This is a genomic window from Solibacillus sp. FSL H8-0523, assembly GCF_038051985.1.
Classification (GTDB): Bacteria; Bacillota; Bacilli; order Bacillales_A; family Planococcaceae; genus Solibacillus.
Map to the genome: position 1 here is coordinate 814349 of NZ_CP150291.1, position 15613 is coordinate 829961.

17 protein-coding genes and 1 other annotated feature are annotated in these 15613 nt (G+C 39.9%); all 17 genes read left to right on the plus strand.

Features of this window, described 5'->3' with window-relative positions; all coding sequences use genetic code 11:
- Positions 1-24: 24 nt before the first annotated feature.
- The 17 genes from ftsZ to NSQ62_RS03875 all read left to right on the plus strand — a co-directional run bounded on the left by ftsZ (position 25) and on the right by NSQ62_RS03875 (position 15388).
- Positions 25-1182, plus strand: a complete 1158-nt coding sequence (gene ftsZ, locus NSQ62_RS03795) for a cell division protein FtsZ (RefSeq protein WP_341322602.1) — start codon at positions 25-27, stop codon at positions 1180-1182.
- A 257-nt stretch (positions 1183-1439) separates the two neighbouring features.
- Positions 1440-2261, plus strand: a complete 822-nt coding sequence (locus NSQ62_RS03800; RefSeq protein WP_341322603.1) for a sigma-E processing peptidase SpoIIGA — start codon at positions 1440-1442, stop codon at positions 2259-2261.
- A gap of 13 nt (positions 2262-2274) precedes the next feature.
- Complete coding sequence (gene sigE, locus NSQ62_RS03805; RefSeq protein WP_341322604.1) at positions 2275-2982, plus strand: RNA polymerase sporulation sigma factor SigE; 708 nt, start codon at positions 2275-2277, stop codon at positions 2980-2982.
- Positions 2983-3060: 78 nt separating this feature from the next.
- On the plus strand, positions 3061-3831 hold the full coding sequence (gene sigG / locus NSQ62_RS03810; protein WP_341322605.1) for an RNA polymerase sporulation sigma factor SigG: 771 nt from the start codon (positions 3061-3063) through the stop codon (positions 3829-3831).
- Between the two features lie 75 nt (positions 3832-3906).
- Positions 3907-4146: a YlmC/YmxH family sporulation protein gene (locus NSQ62_RS03815; RefSeq protein ID WP_341322606.1), complete on the plus strand. Its 240-nt coding sequence runs from the start codon at positions 3907-3909 to the stop codon at positions 4144-4146.
- A 75-nt stretch (positions 4147-4221) separates the two neighbouring features.
- Positions 4222-4890 (plus strand): YggS family pyridoxal phosphate-dependent enzyme, encoded by a 669-nt coding sequence (locus tag NSQ62_RS03820; RefSeq protein WP_341322607.1) that lies wholly within the window; start codon positions 4222-4224, stop codon positions 4888-4890.
- Positions 4891-4902: 12 nt separating this feature from the next.
- Positions 4903-5445, plus strand: coding sequence for a cell division protein SepF (locus NSQ62_RS03825; RefSeq protein ID WP_341322608.1), 543 nt, complete (start codon positions 4903-4905; stop codon positions 5443-5445).
- A gap of 23 nt (positions 5446-5468) precedes the next feature.
- A complete protein-coding gene (locus NSQ62_RS03830) occupies positions 5469-5729 on the plus strand; it encodes a YggT family protein (protein ID WP_341322609.1) in 261 nt (86 codons plus the stop codon).
- Positions 5730-5839: 110 nt separating this feature from the next.
- A complete protein-coding gene (locus NSQ62_RS03835) occupies positions 5840-6628 on the plus strand; it encodes an RNA-binding protein (protein ID WP_341322610.1) in 789 nt (262 codons plus the stop codon).
- A 94-nt stretch (positions 6629-6722) separates the two neighbouring features.
- Positions 6723-7277: a DivIVA domain-containing protein gene (locus tag NSQ62_RS03840; protein WP_341322611.1), complete on the plus strand. Its 555-nt coding sequence runs from the start codon at positions 6723-6725 to the stop codon at positions 7275-7277.
- Positions 7278-7342: 65 nt separating this feature from the next.
- Positions 7343-7641: a binding site (T-box leader), on the plus strand.
- A 99-nt stretch (positions 7642-7740) separates the two neighbouring features.
- The gene (gene ileS / locus NSQ62_RS03845; RefSeq protein WP_341322612.1) at positions 7741-10506 is read left to right on the plus strand and encodes an isoleucine--tRNA ligase; all 2766 of its coding nucleotides are present in this window, start codon (positions 7741-7743) and stop codon (positions 10504-10506) included.
- Between the two features lie 93 nt (positions 10507-10599).
- Positions 10600-11316 (plus strand): AzlC family ABC transporter permease, encoded by a 717-nt coding sequence (locus NSQ62_RS03850; protein ID WP_341322613.1) that lies wholly within the window; start codon positions 10600-10602, stop codon positions 11314-11316.
- On the plus strand, positions 11313-11642 hold the full coding sequence (locus NSQ62_RS03855; protein ID WP_341322614.1) for an AzlD domain-containing protein: 330 nt from the start codon (positions 11313-11315) through the stop codon (positions 11640-11642). Before NSQ62_RS03850 ends, NSQ62_RS03855 begins: the two co-directional genes overlap by 4 nt.
- Positions 11643-11789: 147 nt before the next feature.
- Positions 11790-12932, plus strand: coding sequence for an FIST N-terminal domain-containing protein (locus tag NSQ62_RS03860; protein ID WP_341322615.1), 1143 nt, complete (start codon positions 11790-11792; stop codon positions 12930-12932).
- A 5-nt stretch (positions 12933-12937) separates the two neighbouring features.
- Positions 12938-13918, plus strand: a complete 981-nt coding sequence (locus tag NSQ62_RS03865) for a methyl-accepting chemotaxis protein (protein ID WP_341322616.1) — start codon at positions 12938-12940, stop codon at positions 13916-13918.
- 88 nt (positions 13919-14006) lie between these two features.
- The gene (gene lspA, locus NSQ62_RS03870; protein ID WP_341322617.1) at positions 14007-14486 is read left to right on the plus strand and encodes a signal peptidase II; all 480 of its coding nucleotides are present in this window, start codon (positions 14007-14009) and stop codon (positions 14484-14486) included.
- Positions 14483-15388 carry an RluA family pseudouridine synthase gene (locus NSQ62_RS03875; protein WP_341322618.1) on the plus strand — a complete coding sequence of 302 codons (906 nt, stop codon included), beginning with the start codon at positions 14483-14485 and terminating at the stop codon, positions 15386-15388. The genes lspA and NSQ62_RS03875 overlap by 4 nt, the downstream gene beginning before the upstream one ends.
- Positions 15389-15613: the final 225 nt, after the last annotated feature.

Below are 15613 nucleotides of genomic sequence, written 5' to 3' on the forward strand. Positions count from 1 at the left end.
GTGAACAATTAGGAGGAGAATTGTATGTTAGAATTTGAAACGGGTATGGACCAATTAGCCGTAATTAAAGTAATCGGCGTTGGTGGTGGCGGTAATAACGCTGTAAACCGTATGATCGAACATGGTGTACAAGGCGTAGATTTTATCGCTGTAAACACAGATGCACAGGCTTTGAACTTATCAAAAGCTGAATATAAATTACAAATTGGTGGGAAATTAACACGTGGACTTGGTGCTGGAGCAAACCCTGAAGTGGGGAAGAAAGCAGCAGAAGAAAGTCGTGAACAATTAGAAGAAGTATTACGTGGTGCAGACATGGTATTCGTCACTGCAGGTATGGGTGGCGGTACTGGTACAGGAGCAGCCCCTGTAATCGCTTCAATAGCGCGTGATTTAGGCGCATTGACAGTTGGGGTAGTAACACGCCCGTTTACATTTGAAGGCCGTAAGCGTCAAACTCAAGCGATTGGCGGTATTACGTCAATGAAAGAAGCGGTTGATACGTTAATCGTCATTCCAAATGATAAGTTATTACAAATCGTTGATAAATCAACACCGATGTTAGAGGCGTTCCGTGAAGCGGATAACGTACTACGTCAAGGTGTACAAGGTATTTCAGATTTAATCGCAACGCCTGGTTTAATCAACCTTGACTTTGCCGATGTGAAAACAATTATGTCGGACAAGGGTTCTGCATTAATGGGAATCGGTATTGCTGCTGGTGAAAACCGCGCTGTAGAAGCGGCGAAAAAAGCCATTTCTTCACCACTTTTAGAAACATCAATTGATGGCGCTAAAGGTGTGATTATGAATATTACAGGTGGTACAAACTTAAGCCTTTATGAGGTGCAAGAAGCGGCCGATATCGTTCAATTAGCTTCGGATGAAGAAGTAAACATGATTTTCGGTTCAGTTATTAATGATAACTTAAATGACGAAATTATTGTTACTGTGATTGCAACTGGATTCTCAGATGATTTCATTGCACCTAAACCACAGCCTGTTCGTCCAACATTAGGTGCGCGTCAGCAAGCAGCAACGCAGGCACCACAACAGCAACAACCAACTCGTTCACAAGAGCCTATTCAACAAGAGGCGCCTCGTCAACAGCAACAAACAAATTATCAACAAGATGATGCTTTAGACATTCCGACATTCTTACGTAATCGTCGTAATCGATAAGAAAATCTCTCGAACTAGCGTTTCGCTTAAAAGCGAAGCGCTAGTTTTTTTTGTCTGATAGTTGATTGATTTAAGTTATTTTTTATTAATATACTCATTAATTCTCAAGATATACATCAAAATGATTAAATGGGTTTAACTTGTCGAAATATTCAAAAATATAAAGTTGTATGTCAATCGATTTTCTTGAAAAGCTATGCTCGTTTGACAAAAAGCGCCTCCTTGTATTTGGTAATCTTTGCTTAGGAGGACAAAGCATGTATGCAGAATGGGTGTTGTTGTTTAACTTTTTCGTCAATATTGCCTTATTAAAATTTATTGAGGCGATGACACATTCGAAAATTAGATTGTGGCGTTTGCTTACGAGTGCTTTTTGTAGTGCCATGATTGCACTTCTGATGTATGACCGTATTTTGAGTGTTTTTGTGTGCTTTGTCGTACTGATAGGGATTGCGTATTCCTTTCGTATTCCTGCCTTATTCAAATACGGACGGTGGCTTGTTGTAGCAACGCTTTTGGTAGGTGGCTTGTTAACTGCGCTACAACCACTATTATTTTCTCGTGCCTATTTTGTATATATTTTACTGTGCGTTGGCATAGTATGTAGTAGCTTACTAGCCTTAAAGTTCGGCTGGGTGAAAAAGTTACAGCAAGTTGTGCAGCTACGCTTTGTAACCCCATGTACCGTTTTTTTTAATGAGGAACCGTGGGAACTCATTGCCTATATTGATACGGGGAATGAATGCGTGGAACCGATTAGTCGGGCACCTGTGCATTTTATCGCGTATGACGCCGTGCAAGCTTTGATGTCAGATCCATTAAAAAGAGGGTTACTGACATGGGATGAAAAAAGCCCGCACGAAATCACAATGTTTGCTGCGCCACTCCAAAAATGTATACGAATGGTTGCGATTTCTACTGTACAAAAAACAACGACGATCGTGCCCGCATTTCGTGTCAAATTGCACATTCATGATCATCTGTATGTTGATCATTATGTCGTTTTTACAAAAAATGCGACGACGTTTCCTCAAAATGCACATATGATTGCACATGTTTCTGTTCTGACTAATTCATAAGGGAGGCTCGATATTGCTACAAAAAATCAAATCATGGATTTTTAAACTATTTAGCTACTTTACAAAAAAAGGGACATACTATATAGGGGGACATGATTCATTGCCTATTCCATTAACACGAGAAGAAGAAGTTGTTGTCGTTGAAGCTTTTATGAATGGAGACTTACACGCGAGAGATATGCTGATTGAACGTAATTTACGTTTGGTCGTTTATATTGCAAGGCGCTTTGATAATACAGCAACACCGATCGAGGATTTAATCAGTATCGGTTCGATTGGGCTTATTAAGGCGATTGAAACGTTTAATTTAGATAAAAACATTAAATTAGCAACCTATGCCTCGCGCTGCATCGAAAACGAAATTTTGATGCACTTACGTAAGACGAGCCGTATGAAGGGGGAAGTGTCGTTTGACGAACCGCTCAATGCTGATGCAGACGGCAATGAATTATTACTGTCCGATATTTTAGGGACAGAAGAGCATATTATTTCGATGGATGTTGAACGAAAAATTGAACGCCAGCACATGTTTATGGCGATTAATCAATTAACACCACGCGAAAAGTATATTATGGAATGTCGCTTTGGGTTAAATGGCAAAGAGGAAATGACACAAAAGGAAGTGGCTGACCATTTGGGCATTTCACAGTCCTATATTTCACGCCTTGAGAAAAAAATCATTCTTGATTTACGTGAATATTTAAATGAACCGATTGCGTAATAATGGCTAATTTTGGCGCGCATAGTGCGAGTTGTTTCGGACAAACTGATGTTAATCATGAAGTTCGGAAGGTGAATTATGCGTACGAAAGTAGAATTATGCGGCGTCGATACATCTACATTGCCAGTATTAAAGCCAGATGAAATGAAAAATTTATTTATCCGTTTGCAACAAGGAGAGCTGTATGTACGTGATGAACTCGTGTTTTGTAATTTGCGATTAGTGTTAAGTATTGTTGGACGCTATGCATATCGCGGAGAGCAAGCAGATGACCTGTTTCAAGTAGGTTGCATTGGTTTACTGAAGGCGATTGATAATTTTGATTTAAAGCATAATGTGCGTTTTTCCACGTATGCTGTACCGATGATTATGGGTGAAATTCGTCGGCATTTGCGCGATCATCATGCGCTGAGAGTGTCACGTTCTTTACGTGATATTGCGTATAAAGCGATGCAGGCAAAAGAGCGCTATATTACCGAGCATTTACGTGAACCAACAATCGAGCAGCTAGCACAGGCGATTGAAATGAAAAAAGAAGATGTGTTATTCGCACTAGATGCCATTCAAGATCCAATGTCACTAAACGAACCGATTTATTCAGACGGTGGTGACGCGATTTATATGATGGATCAAATTAAGGATAAAGTAACTGAAGAACAATGGGTAGGGACCATCTCGTTACAAGAAAGCATGAAACGTTTAAATAGCCGCCAAAAGATGATTATCGAAAAACGGTTTTTCTTAGGTGAAACGCAAACGGAAATTGCGCAAAGTTTAGGGATCTCTCAAGCACAAATTTCTAGGTTAGAAAAAAGCGCAGTGGAATTATTAAAGCGCGATTTTCGGTAATCCGTCAATCCAAGGGACCGTCCGTTAAAAGGGCTGTCCCTTTTCGCTCATTATTTTACTTGAAAGGATGGAAAGATGCGCTTTTCCTCCGTACAGGAGAAGGAAATTATTGATTCAGTTAGTGGGAAATTCATTGGTTATATTGTCGATGCGGAGATTGATGAAGCACGTGGAGAAATTGTGGCGCTCATTATTTCTACACCAAAAAAGTTTTACCACTTATTTCAAGGGGAAGAGACAGTTAAGAAAATTGCTTTCAGTCATATCCTCACAGTAGGAAAAGATGTCATATTAGTGAAGACTCCAGAGGAATAGGTCGGGCTATTCATTGAAAAAAGCTCCTTGCCTTGTTACAATGAAGGAAACTATTGTTGTAAAGTTGGGAAAAAAGTGGCGAAAATCGAAAATAATTTAGAAATTATTCAAACTCAAATAAAACAAGCAAAGTTACGTGTAAACGCATCGCAGCAGGTGAACATTATTGCTGTAACGAAAGAAGTAGATGTAGCACGCACACAAGAGGCGATTGAAGCGGGCTTAATTCATTTAGGCGAAAACCGTCCAGAAGGCCTCGAAAATAAACGACAAGCAATTGATGCAACTGTTTCATGGCACTATATTGGTTCGTTACAAACACGTAAAGTAAAGCAAGTAATCGACCAAATTGATTATTTACATTCATTAGACCGTTTAAGCTTAGCCGAAGAAATTGAAAAACGAGCAACAAAAACGGTGAAGTGTTTTGTACAGGTGAATGTTTCAGGGGAAGAATCTAAACACGGTTTAACGAAAGAACAGACACTAGCATTTGTAAAACAGCTAGAGCAATTTTCGAAAATCGAAGTAGTTGGCTTAATGACGATGGCTCCGTTTACTGAAGATGAAACTAAAATTCGTGAAGTGTTTAAACAACTAAAACAATTGCAGCAACAAGTGTCCGAATTAAGCATTTCCAATGTACCTTGTACAGAGCTTTCAATGGGAATGTCGAATGACTATGAGCTTGCGGTCGAAGAAGGCGCAACGTTTGTCAGAATTGGAACGGCTCTTGTTGGTTAAGGAGGATTTACGATGAGCATTAAAAATATTTTTGATAAATTCTTTTATTTAGAAGATGTCGAGGAAGAACAAGCTCCTGCACAAGCAGCACCAACAAAGCAAGCGTCAAAAGCCGCTCCAAAGGAAGTGCACTATCAAGAGGCAGTTCAAAAGCAGCAAACGCAGGTCATTCAAAATCGGATGAAAAAAGAGCGTAAAGTTCCGCAGAATTCGCAGCAACGCAATGAGGTTGTTGTGCAAAACCATAACCAAAATAATAACAATGTTGTGAGTTTACAAGCGGCGGCTTCTTCTAAAAATTCAAAATTAGTATTAATCGAACCACGTGTTTATGCGGAGGCACAAGATATTGCTGAGCATTTAAAACAACGACGTGCGACGGTTGTTAATTTACAGCGCATTGACCGCGATCAAGGCAAGCGCATTATCGACTTTTTAAGCGGAACAGTGTATGCGTTAGGTGGCGATATTCAACGTATCGGCAACGATATTTTCTTATGTACACCAGAAAACGTAGAGGTATCAGGAGAAATTTCGAATTTAACATTCGAGTAATTTAGTAATAGTGAGGTAATCAGATGATCATTTTTGGCGTTATATCTACAGCATTTCTTATTTACCGTTACATGCTGATTGGTTACATATTAATGTCTTGGATTCCAGCACTCCAAGAGTCAGCAGTCGGGCGTTTCCTAGAAAAAGTATGTGAACCATACTTAGGTTTCTTCCGTAAGTTTATCCCACCAATTGGCATGATTGACATTTCACCAATCGTTGGTTTATTCGTACTTTACTTCATTGAACGTGGTGTTTATAGCGTTCTAGGTTTCTTACTATAAGCCAAGAAAAACCCCTTCACAACATGTTGTAGGGGTTTTCTTTTGGAGTGTTTAAATTTGGAAATAAAAAGGAATAGGTATAGTATATACTTTAAGAAGGTAGGATTAAGATGGAGCATTTAATTCAACATTTCCGTAAAGATGAACAGCCATTTATTGAGCAGGTTATCGGTTGGCAGCGTGAGGTAGAAGATCGTTATGCGCCGAAGCTGACGGATTTTTTAGACCCAAGACAGCGCTTTATTGTGGAATCTGTCATTGGCCAAAATGAAGACTTGCGTATATTTACTGAAGGGACGTTTAAAGAGGCAGAGCGACAACGTATTTTAATTGCGCCTTCTTATCTTGAGCCGACAGAAGAAGACTTTCAAATTGGCGTTTATACGATTCATTACCCAGCAAAGTTTGTGCAGTTGCGCCATCCGGATGTATTAGGGGCGTTATTATCAATTGGATTAGATCGTAGTAAGTTTGGTGATATTCGCTTGGGTGAAAATACCGTGCAATTTGCTTTAGCACAAGAAATAGCAGATTATGTCCGTGCAAATTTAACTGGTATGGGAAAAGTGAAAGTGCATGTGGAGGAACTAGGTAGTTCAACGCCACTTATCCAAAACGAGGAACATTGGGTGGAAAGCTCGTATACGGTGTCTTCAATGCGTTTAGATGTTGTACTTGCTACTGTTGCCAATATTTCACGCCAAAAATCACAAAGCTTAATTAATGGCGGGAAAGTAAAAGTGAACTGGACGGTGCGTGAGGCGGTCGCATTTGAACTACAAGAAGGCGATATTGTCTCAGCACGCGGATTTGGCCGTTTGAAAGTCATTATGACAGAAGGACGAACAAAAAAAGATAAAATCCGCTTACAAGTAGGACGTTTAGAGCAAAAAGCCTAACTTTCAAGTATTTTTTATGAAAATAGATGTTATTCATTTGAGAAACGTTTATAATATTTTGTAACAATGTACGTGCAAAGGAGAGTAGAACGATATGCCATTATCACCTCTTGATATACATAACAAAGAGTTTACACGCGGTTTCCGTGGCTATGCTGAAGACGAGGTAAATGAGTTTTTAGATCAAGTGATTAAAGACTATGAAATTATTTTGCGCGAGAAAAAAGAGCTAGAAGACCAAGTGAAATCAATGTCTGAAAGAATGAATCATTACAATTCATTAGAAGAAACATTGCAAAAATCCATCGTTGTAGCGCAAGAGGCTGCCGATGAAGTACGCCGTAACTCTCAAAAAGAGTCAAAATTAATTGTCAAAGAAGCAGAAAAAAATGCCGATCGTATTATTAATGATGCGTTATCAAAAGCGCGCAAAGTAACGATTGAAATTGACGAATTAAAGAAACAATCTAAAGTGTTCCGTAACCGCTTTAAAATGTTAGTAGAAGCACAGTTAGACCTGTTAAACACAGGGGACTGGGATCATCTATTAGAATATGATGTCGACCTAACTGATATTCAAACGCCACATCAGCAACGTCAACAAGATGAAGACGAGGCTGCTTCAACAGATAGTAATTCAGCGTATTAAGGGAACGTACTTGACTTTTCTCATTACGATTTTTATACTGAAAAATAATGATTCTATGCACAACGCATAAAGCTTTGATGGAGACAGTACATTTAGCATTGCCGCTTAGCGATTCGAGGATGGTGAAAGCTCGAACAAAACAAGCTAAATTGAAAATCACTCCTGAGCTAAATAGCCGAACGACGGACGTCACAGATTTTAAAGGAAGTTTTTTGAGTTTACTCAAAAAAATCTGGACGCAATTATGCGAAGGCGTAATTGATTAAGTAAGCTATTTCGTGTCACACGACGTTACAGTGTCTAATGAGGCTATTTATAGCGAAATTAGGGTGGTACCACGAGACTAATGCTCCTCGTCCCTTTTAACAGGGATGGAGGGGCTTTTTTTATTCAACTGATTCAGCAGAAGTCCAATTCGCCCGTAGTAGAGCATTACATTTATTTTTATTTAGGAGGATTTTACATGGTAGAGTACAAAGAGACGTTATTAATGCCGAAAACAGATTTCCCAATGCGCGGTGGCTTACCGACAAAAGAACCCCAAATCCAAGCACAATGGGATGAAATGGACATCAACAAATTAGTGTTAGAGCGCACAAAAGACCGCCCACACTTCTTATTACATGATGGCCCTCCTTATGCAAACGGCGACATTCATGCAGGTCATGCATTAAACAAAGTCATTAAAGATATGATTAACCGTCATAAATCAATGACTGGTTTCAACGTGAACTATATTCCAGGTTGGGATACACATGGTTTACCAATCGAGCAAGCATTAACAAACAAAGGCGTTAAGCGTAAAGAAATGTCAGTAGCGGATTTCCGTGAGCTATGTGAAAAGTATGCGTATGAGCAAGTAGCAAACCAAAGCACACAATTCCAACGTTTAGGTGTTCGTGGCGACTGGGCAAACCCATACATCACATTAAAGCCTGAATTCGAAGCGCGTCAAATCGAAGTATTCGGTAAAATGGCTGAAAAAGGCTATATCTATAAAGGCTTAAAACCAGTTTATTGGTCACCATCTTCTGAATCGGCATTAGCAGAAGCAGAAATCGAATATAAAGATGTGGAATCGTACTCAATCTATGTAGCGTTCAACATTAAAGATGCAAAAGGTGTTGTACCAGCAGACGCGAAATTCATCATCTGGACAACGACACCATGGACAATTCCGGCAAACTTAGGGATTTCAGTAAATCCTGAGTACACATATGTAGTAGCACAAGCAAACGGTGCAAAATACATCGTGATGAAAGACTTAGTTGAAAAGCTTGCAACAACTTTCGGTTGGGAAACGTACGAAATCGTTCAAGAAGTAAAAGGGCAAGAGCTTGATTTAATCGTAGCAGAACACCCAATTTACAAGCGCGATTCATTAGTAATGGTTGGTGAGCACGTAACTGCTGAAGCGGGTACAGGATGTGTACACACAGCGCCAGGACATGGTGAAGACGATTACCAAATCGGGAAACAATACGGCTTAGAAATTTTATCACCAGTAGATAACGGTGGTTGCTATACAAATGAAGCACCTGGCTTTGAAGGTTTATTCTATGAAAAAGCAAACCCAATCGTGATTGAAAAGTTAAAAGAAGAAGGCGCATTATTAAACGTTTCTAAATTCTCACACTCATACCCACACGACTGGCGTACAAAAAAACCAGTCATCTACCGTGCAACACCACAATGGTTTGCTTCAGTAGAAATGTTCCGTGGTGAGTTATTAGATGCAGTAAAATCAACAGAATTCACACCAGCATGGGGCGAAACGCGTCTGTACAATATGATTCGTGACCGCGGTGACTGGGTAATCTCTCGTCAACGTGCATGGGGTGTACCGATTCCAATTTTCTATGCAGAAGATGAAACACCAATCATCACACCAGAAACAATCGCACATATTTCAAAATTATTCCGTGAAAATGGCTCAAACATCTGGTTCCAACGTGAAGCAGTTGAGTTACTTCCTGAAGGCTTCACACACGAAGGTAGCCCGAACGGTAAATTCACAAAAGAAAACGACATCATGGACGTATGGTTCGATTCAGGCTCATCTCACCAAGGTGTACTTGCTGAGCGCGGTATGAAATACCCTGCTGACCTTTACTTAGAAGGTTCAGACCAACACCGTGGCTGGTTCAACTCATCATTAATTACATCTGTTGCGATTAATGGCGTTGCACCATACAAAGGCTTATTAACACATGGTTTCGTATTAGATGGCGAAGGCCGTAAAATGTCGAAATCACTTGGTAACACAATTGATCCATTAAAAGTAATGAACCAATATGGTGCAGACATCTTACGTATGTGGGTAGCTTCAGTCGATTACACAAGTGATGTACGTATCTCAATGGATATGCTAAAACAAGTTTCTGAAACATACCGTAAAGTGCGTAACACATTACGTTTCTTACACGGGAACGTGACAGACTTCAATCCAAGTCAAGACCGCGTAGCTTACGAAGAGTTAAATGAAATGGATCAATATATGTACATGCGCTTACAAGATACAGTAAAGGCAATCCGTGCAGCATATGACCGTTATGACTTCTCAACGGTGTACACAACAGTAAACAACTTTGTCGCAATCGAATTATCTTCATTCTACTTAGATATCGCAAAAGACATTGTGTACATCGAAGGTACAGATAACAAAAACCGTCGTGCAATGCAAACAGTTATGTATGATACTTTAATGGCGTTAGTGAAATTATTAACACCAATGATCCCTCATACAACAGAAGAGCTATGGGGCTACATGACATTCGAAGGAAAAGAGCTTTCAGTTCAATTAACAGACTTCCCAGAAGTAGACGAAAAAGCGAACTTCGAACAATTACGTCCGAAATGGGCAAAATTAATTGCTGTGCGTAATGAAGTGTTAAAAGCGTTAGAAGAAGCGCGTAACGCGAAAACAATCGGTAAATCATTAGAAGCAAAAATCTCTGTTTATGCAGATGCAGAAACAGTTGAATTATTAAATGATGCAAGTATTGACTTTGCGCAACTTTCAATCGTCTCTCAATTTGTAGTAGCGGGCAGCAAAGAATCAGCTCCTGCAGAAAGCCTACAATTAGAAAAAACCGCTTTAGTTGTTGAAAAGGCAGACGGCGAGAAATGTGAACGCTGCTGGACAATTGCGGAAACAGTTGGTACGGAAGACAAGCACGCGACATTATGTAAACGTTGTGCGGATGTAGTAGAAAACTATTACGTATAATTTTTAAAAAGAACGCTGTTGCCATATTGGTAATGGCGTTCTTTATACATTTTTTTATTTTCTGAAGAGAATGACTATTTAGGGGCGAGAGACATGGGGCAAATTGAAAAAAACACGTATACACCGGATACGTTTAGGCAAGGTGTAAAAGACTGCATTCCAACATTACTCGGTTATATTAGTATCGGTGTAGCATTTGGGGTAGTTGGCATTGCTTCAGGGATTTCGGTGTTAGAGGTCTTTTTACTATCGGTGCTTGTTTATGCGGGTTCTGCACAGTTTATTTTTTGTGGACTGTATGTAGCGGGAGCCCCTGTAACAGCGGTCATTGTTACAATTTTTATTGTCAATTTGAGACACTTACTAATGTCGTTAACGGTTGCGCCGTATTTTACGAAACATTCGATGCTCCGTAACATTGGCTTTGGTACGCTGTTAACAGATGAAACATTTGGTGTGTCCGTTGTGACGGCTAGTAAAGAAGGGCGTCTTGGCGGGAAGTGGATGGATGGCTTAAATATTACAGCGTATACGACTTGGATAGCGGCTTGTACGGTGGGTGGGGTCATCGGGCAATGGCTACCAGATCCCGAACAATGGGGACTGGATTATGCGCTTGTGGCAATGTTTGTGGCATTACTTGTATTAACCTTGCAAAGTATTGCGCGTGAAAAAATTATGCATTACTTAAAATTAATTGTGGTCATGGCCGTTAGTATGTACGGTATGCTGTATTTCATGCCAGGACATTTAGCAGTACTTCTATCAACGGTAGTTGTAGCAACGATAGGGGTGGTGACTGAAAAATGACGACAACATTTGCGATGATTTTGTTGATTTTGGGTTGTGCAATGGTAACATGGATTCCGCGTATTTTACCATTTGTCTTAGTGAAAAATATGAACATGCCAGATATTGTACTGCGCTGGCTTGCCTACATACCTGTTTGTATTTTGTCTGCACTTGTCATTGAAGGTTTTTTTAAGTATGAACAATCGTTTGTAACAGTCAATTGGCTGAATGTCGCGGCGTTTATTCCGACATTATTCGTTGCGTTACTGACAAAGAGCTTGTCGAAAACGGTAATTGCAGGTGTAATAACAATGGCTGCTTTACGCTACATAATTGGATATTGAAACTTAAGACTCACTTAATATTTTCGTTAAGTGAGTCTTATTGTATGGTAGAGAGTTAAATTTGATACATTTTTTGTTTATGTTATAATATTTCGGTAGTAATTGGAAGAATTAGATTTTATATAGAGAATGAAGAGGAGTAATAATATGGATTTAATCCGTTCGGCGATAACAAAAACAAAGCAAGTTCAAAAAGCAATAGATGAACTTTCGTTTACGATACATAAGGACCCTGCATTGGTGCTATTTTTTGCAAGTACGTCTTACTCATTTGAAGAGCTTGTCGCATGCTTTGCGATAAAATACCCAAAAAGCCAGGTTGTTGGAGTAACGACGACTGGAGAAATGGGTCCACTAGGATTTGATGAACATAGCCTAAGTGTACAAAGTTATGCAGCACAGTTTGGTAAAGTTCAACCGACATTAATGACCGATATCGCACAATACCCAATCTTTGAGCGCCAAAAGCTTGTAAGCTCTGCCAAGCAATTAGGCATTCCATTACAGTCAAAAAATATCGAAAAAGAAGGCCTTGCATTTGTATTTCCTGTTGGCTTACATGCAGGAGAGGAAAAAATGCTGTCGGTTGTCAATTCGATTTTTGAACATGACGGATTCCCGATTTTCGGTGGTACTGCCGGAGATGATGCAAAATTTGAGGCGACATATGTTAGTGTAAATGGTGAAATTACATCAACAGGTGGGGCAGTCATTTTTATGAAGCCAACTGTTGATTTTTATATTATTAAGGAAAATAATTTTGAAAGCACGGGCAAAAAGGTCAAAATTACAAAAGCCGACCCAGAAAAGCGCCTTGTTTATGAAATGGATGGGCGCCCAGCAGCAGAAGTGTATGCAAAAGCATTAGGTGTGCCGGTCAGTACGCTTGCGCAGCATTGGTCACTTTATCCGTTAGGGAGAAAATTCAATAATGAGTTTCATAATGCATCGCCGTTTATGGTGAGAGAATCGGGTGCACTTGAATTTTATTGCCAAGTGTACGAAGGGGCTACGTTAGAAATTTTACAGCCGCGTGATGCGATTAAGGAAATGGAAAAAACAATTGATAATTTCACGAATCATTTCACTGAATTAAATGGCGTCTTTGCGTGTAATTGTATTCTCCGAAAGCTGCAGTTCCAACAAGAGCGTCTCTTTGGACAAATGAATGAGCGTTTAAAACAACTTCCGAATTTATGCGGGTTTTCGAGTTACGGTGAGCAGCTAAATAAATCACAGTTAAACCAAACGATGGTGCTAATTGGCTTTGGTAAATTAAGAGCGGAGTGAATGACATGTTAAAACGATGGTTGAACAAAGGGCAAGTAGTAGAAGACGTTAAACAGGAAATCGAAACACTAACACCAGATGAGCGCGCTCAAATTATTGAAGGTGTAGAGGAATTGCTGGAGTTGTTGAAAAAAACTAATACGAAAACTACGGAAGGCGATCACTTATTTATCGAACGGATTTCTGTCATTTCGGAGTCGCTTCAGCAAGACCAAACGCTGCTAAGTTCTACTTATGAAAATGCACAATCAATCGTGCAAGAAACTGAAGAAATTCAGCAAATTACAGCTTCCGTGGAATCACAAGTGGATCAAAACCGCCAATTGATTGAAGAGGGGCGTCATCAAATGGATGCGCTAAGTGGTCAAATGGAAAATGTGCGTCGTATCTTTACAAATGTCGGTGTATCGATTGGTGATTTGCAAAAAGACACGAAGGAAATTCAAGATTTTGCGAAGTTAATTGGCGCCATTGCGGATCAAACAAATTTACTCGCATTGAATGCTTCAATTGAGGCGGCCCGTGCAGGTGAGCATGGTAAGGGGTTTGCTGTTGTCGCTGCGGAAGTTCGAAAACTAGCAGAGCAAAGCAAACAAGCACTTGAGCAAATTAACGGTAAAGTATCCGATATTGTTCAGCATATGGAGCGTGTCGCTACGAATGTTGTACTAGAACAAAAAACGGTGGATGAGACGCAACAAATGTCGGCGCAAACACAACAATATTTTATTCGAATTGAAGAATCTGAACAGCAATTAGCGGACAATATGCAAACGATTCAGCAGGCAACAGAGCAAACCTTAAATCAGATTATGACGCTACAAAATTTACTTGAGCAGATGGTTTATTCGTCAAAAGGCTCGATGCAGCAAATAGAAGACCTTTACGGATTTTCTGAAACGAAGTCGTATCATGCAACTGATATGATTGCTTATATTATTCAAGTGAAAAATTTAGTGGATGCCTTGAAAAACAATCGATTGTAGTTGTCACAGATTTCTCATGCTATAATTATCGTTTCATCGTCTAATTATGATAAAATAGGAAAGATATATCGTAAACGGAGGATTTGCTGTGTATAAATATTACGGATTAGCAGTTATTGCAGTCATTTTGGATCAATGGACAAAGTGGCTAATCGTTAAAAATATGGAACTTGGGGAACGTATTAGTGTATGGGACCCGTGGTTTGGCATTTTATCGCATCGTAATCGTGGTGCGGCGTGGGGCATGTTAGAAGGACAAATGTGGCTCTTTACAATTGTCACAGTTGCAGTCATTATTGCAATTATTTATTTTAACCATACAGAAGCAAAAGGGAAACCGATGTACCATGTGAGTTTAATGCTCCTGTTAGGTGGCGCAGTCGGAAACTTTATTGATCGTTTAACGCGCGGCGAGGTTGTGGACTTTGTCGATGTACTAATTCCGGGGATTAACTATCACTTCCCAATCTTTAATATCGCAGATGCAGCGTTAACTATTGCTGTAATCATGCTCTTTATTACGATAATTATTGATGAAAAAGCTCAAAAGAAAAAGGTGAAAAAATGACAGTAGTCACATTAACAGTAGAAGAATTTGCTGGTGAACGTATCGACAAGGCGCTTTCATTAATGGAAAGCACATGGTCACGCTCACAAATCGGCAATTGGCTTGAACAGGAACGCATTACAGTAAACGGCGTGAACGTAAAAGCGAAATATAAAGTAAAAGCAGGCGACGTCATTGAAATTGATGTTCCTGACGTGATGGAAGAGTTAGAAATCATTCCAGAAGATTTAAATTTAGAAATCGTTTATGAAGATGCCGATGTATTAGTCGTAAACAAACCTCGTGGTATGGTTGTACACCCTGCACCTGGTCATGCATCAGGCACATTAGTAAATGGTTTAATGCATCATTGTAAAGACTTATCAGGTATTAACGGTGTAGCACGTCCTGGTATCGTACACCGTATTGATAAAGATACATCAGGCTTACTAATGGTTGCTAAAAATGATATCGCGCACGAAAGCTTAGTGAACCAATTAGTTGAGAAATCAGTTACGCGAAAATATACAGCGCTTGTTCATGGTCATATTGCACATGAAAAAGGTACAGTTGATGCGCCAATCGGCCGTGATCAAAAAGACCGTCAAAAGCAAGCGGTTGTGGACAAAGGCAAGCATGCTGTAACACACTTCCAAGTAATGGAGCACTTCGGTGAATTTACATTAGTAGAATGCCGTTTAGAAACAGGCCGTACGCACCAAATCCGTGTGCACATGAACTACATTGGCTTCCCATTAGCGGGCGATCCAAAATACGGACCAAAGAAAACAATCGATTTCGGCGGACAAGTATTACATGCAGGCGTACTAGGATTTGTACACCCTGTAACAAAAGAATACCTAGAATTCAGTTCTCCGCTACCAGCAGATTTCCAAGAGCTATTAGCAGAGTTACGTAACTAAAACAAACACCGAAATTTTACGATGACGTAAAGTTTCGGTGTTTTCTTTTCTAATAAAGTTATGCTCTCGGTATAAAGTGAAGGGTGAGCTACCGATACATCTGCTTCAACGAACAGAGTTGTACGGAGCGAAGGGGCGGACTCCTTGGCGATTAAGCGTGCGCGGAAAATCCACTTTTGATGCCGCCGTCAGAGGCATCAAAAGTTAGTTGGAGCCACGCCGCCC

What these genes read in the sequence shown, in the direction of transcription:
- NSQ62_RS03800 (WP_341322603.1), top strand. Translation starts at nt 1,440, where the DNA reads ATGTATGCAGAATGGGTGTTGTTGTTTAACTTTTTCGTCAATATTGCC.
- NSQ62_RS03825 (WP_341322608.1), top strand. Translation starts at nt 4,903, where the DNA reads ATGAGCATTAAAAATATTTTTGATAAATTCTTTTATTTAGAAGATGTC.
- NSQ62_RS03840 (WP_341322611.1), top strand. Translation starts at nt 6,723, where the DNA reads ATGCCATTATCACCTCTTGATATACATAACAAAGAGTTTACACGCGGT.
- ftsZ (WP_341322602.1), top strand. Translation starts at nt 25, where the DNA reads ATGTTAGAATTTGAAACGGGTATGGACCAATTAGCCGTAATTAAAGTA.
- NSQ62_RS03865 (WP_341322616.1), top strand. Translation starts at nt 12,938, where the DNA reads ATGTTAAAACGATGGTTGAACAAAGGGCAAGTAGTAGAAGACGTTAAA.
- NSQ62_RS03815 (WP_341322606.1), top strand. Translation starts at nt 3,907, where the DNA reads ATGCGCTTTTCCTCCGTACAGGAGAAGGAAATTATTGATTCAGTTAGT.
- NSQ62_RS03830 (WP_341322609.1), top strand. Translation starts at nt 5,469, where the DNA reads ATGATCATTTTTGGCGTTATATCTACAGCATTTCTTATTTACCGTTAC.
- NSQ62_RS03875 (WP_341322618.1), top strand. Translation starts at nt 14,483, where the DNA reads ATGACAGTAGTCACATTAACAGTAGAAGAATTTGCTGGTGAACGTATC.
- NSQ62_RS03850 (WP_341322613.1), top strand. Translation starts at nt 10,600, where the DNA reads ATGGGGCAAATTGAAAAAAACACGTATACACCGGATACGTTTAGGCAA.
- ileS (WP_341322612.1), top strand. Translation starts at nt 7,741, where the DNA reads ATGGTAGAGTACAAAGAGACGTTATTAATGCCGAAAACAGATTTCCCA.
- sigG (WP_341322605.1), top strand. Translation starts at nt 3,061, where the DNA reads ATGCGTACGAAAGTAGAATTATGCGGCGTCGATACATCTACATTGCCA.
- NSQ62_RS03860 (WP_341322615.1), top strand. Translation starts at nt 11,790, where the DNA reads ATGGATTTAATCCGTTCGGCGATAACAAAAACAAAGCAAGTTCAAAAA.
- NSQ62_RS03835 (WP_341322610.1), top strand. Translation starts at nt 5,840, where the DNA reads ATGGAGCATTTAATTCAACATTTCCGTAAAGATGAACAGCCATTTATT.
- NSQ62_RS03855 (WP_341322614.1), top strand. Translation starts at nt 11,313, where the DNA reads ATGACGACAACATTTGCGATGATTTTGTTGATTTTGGGTTGTGCAATG.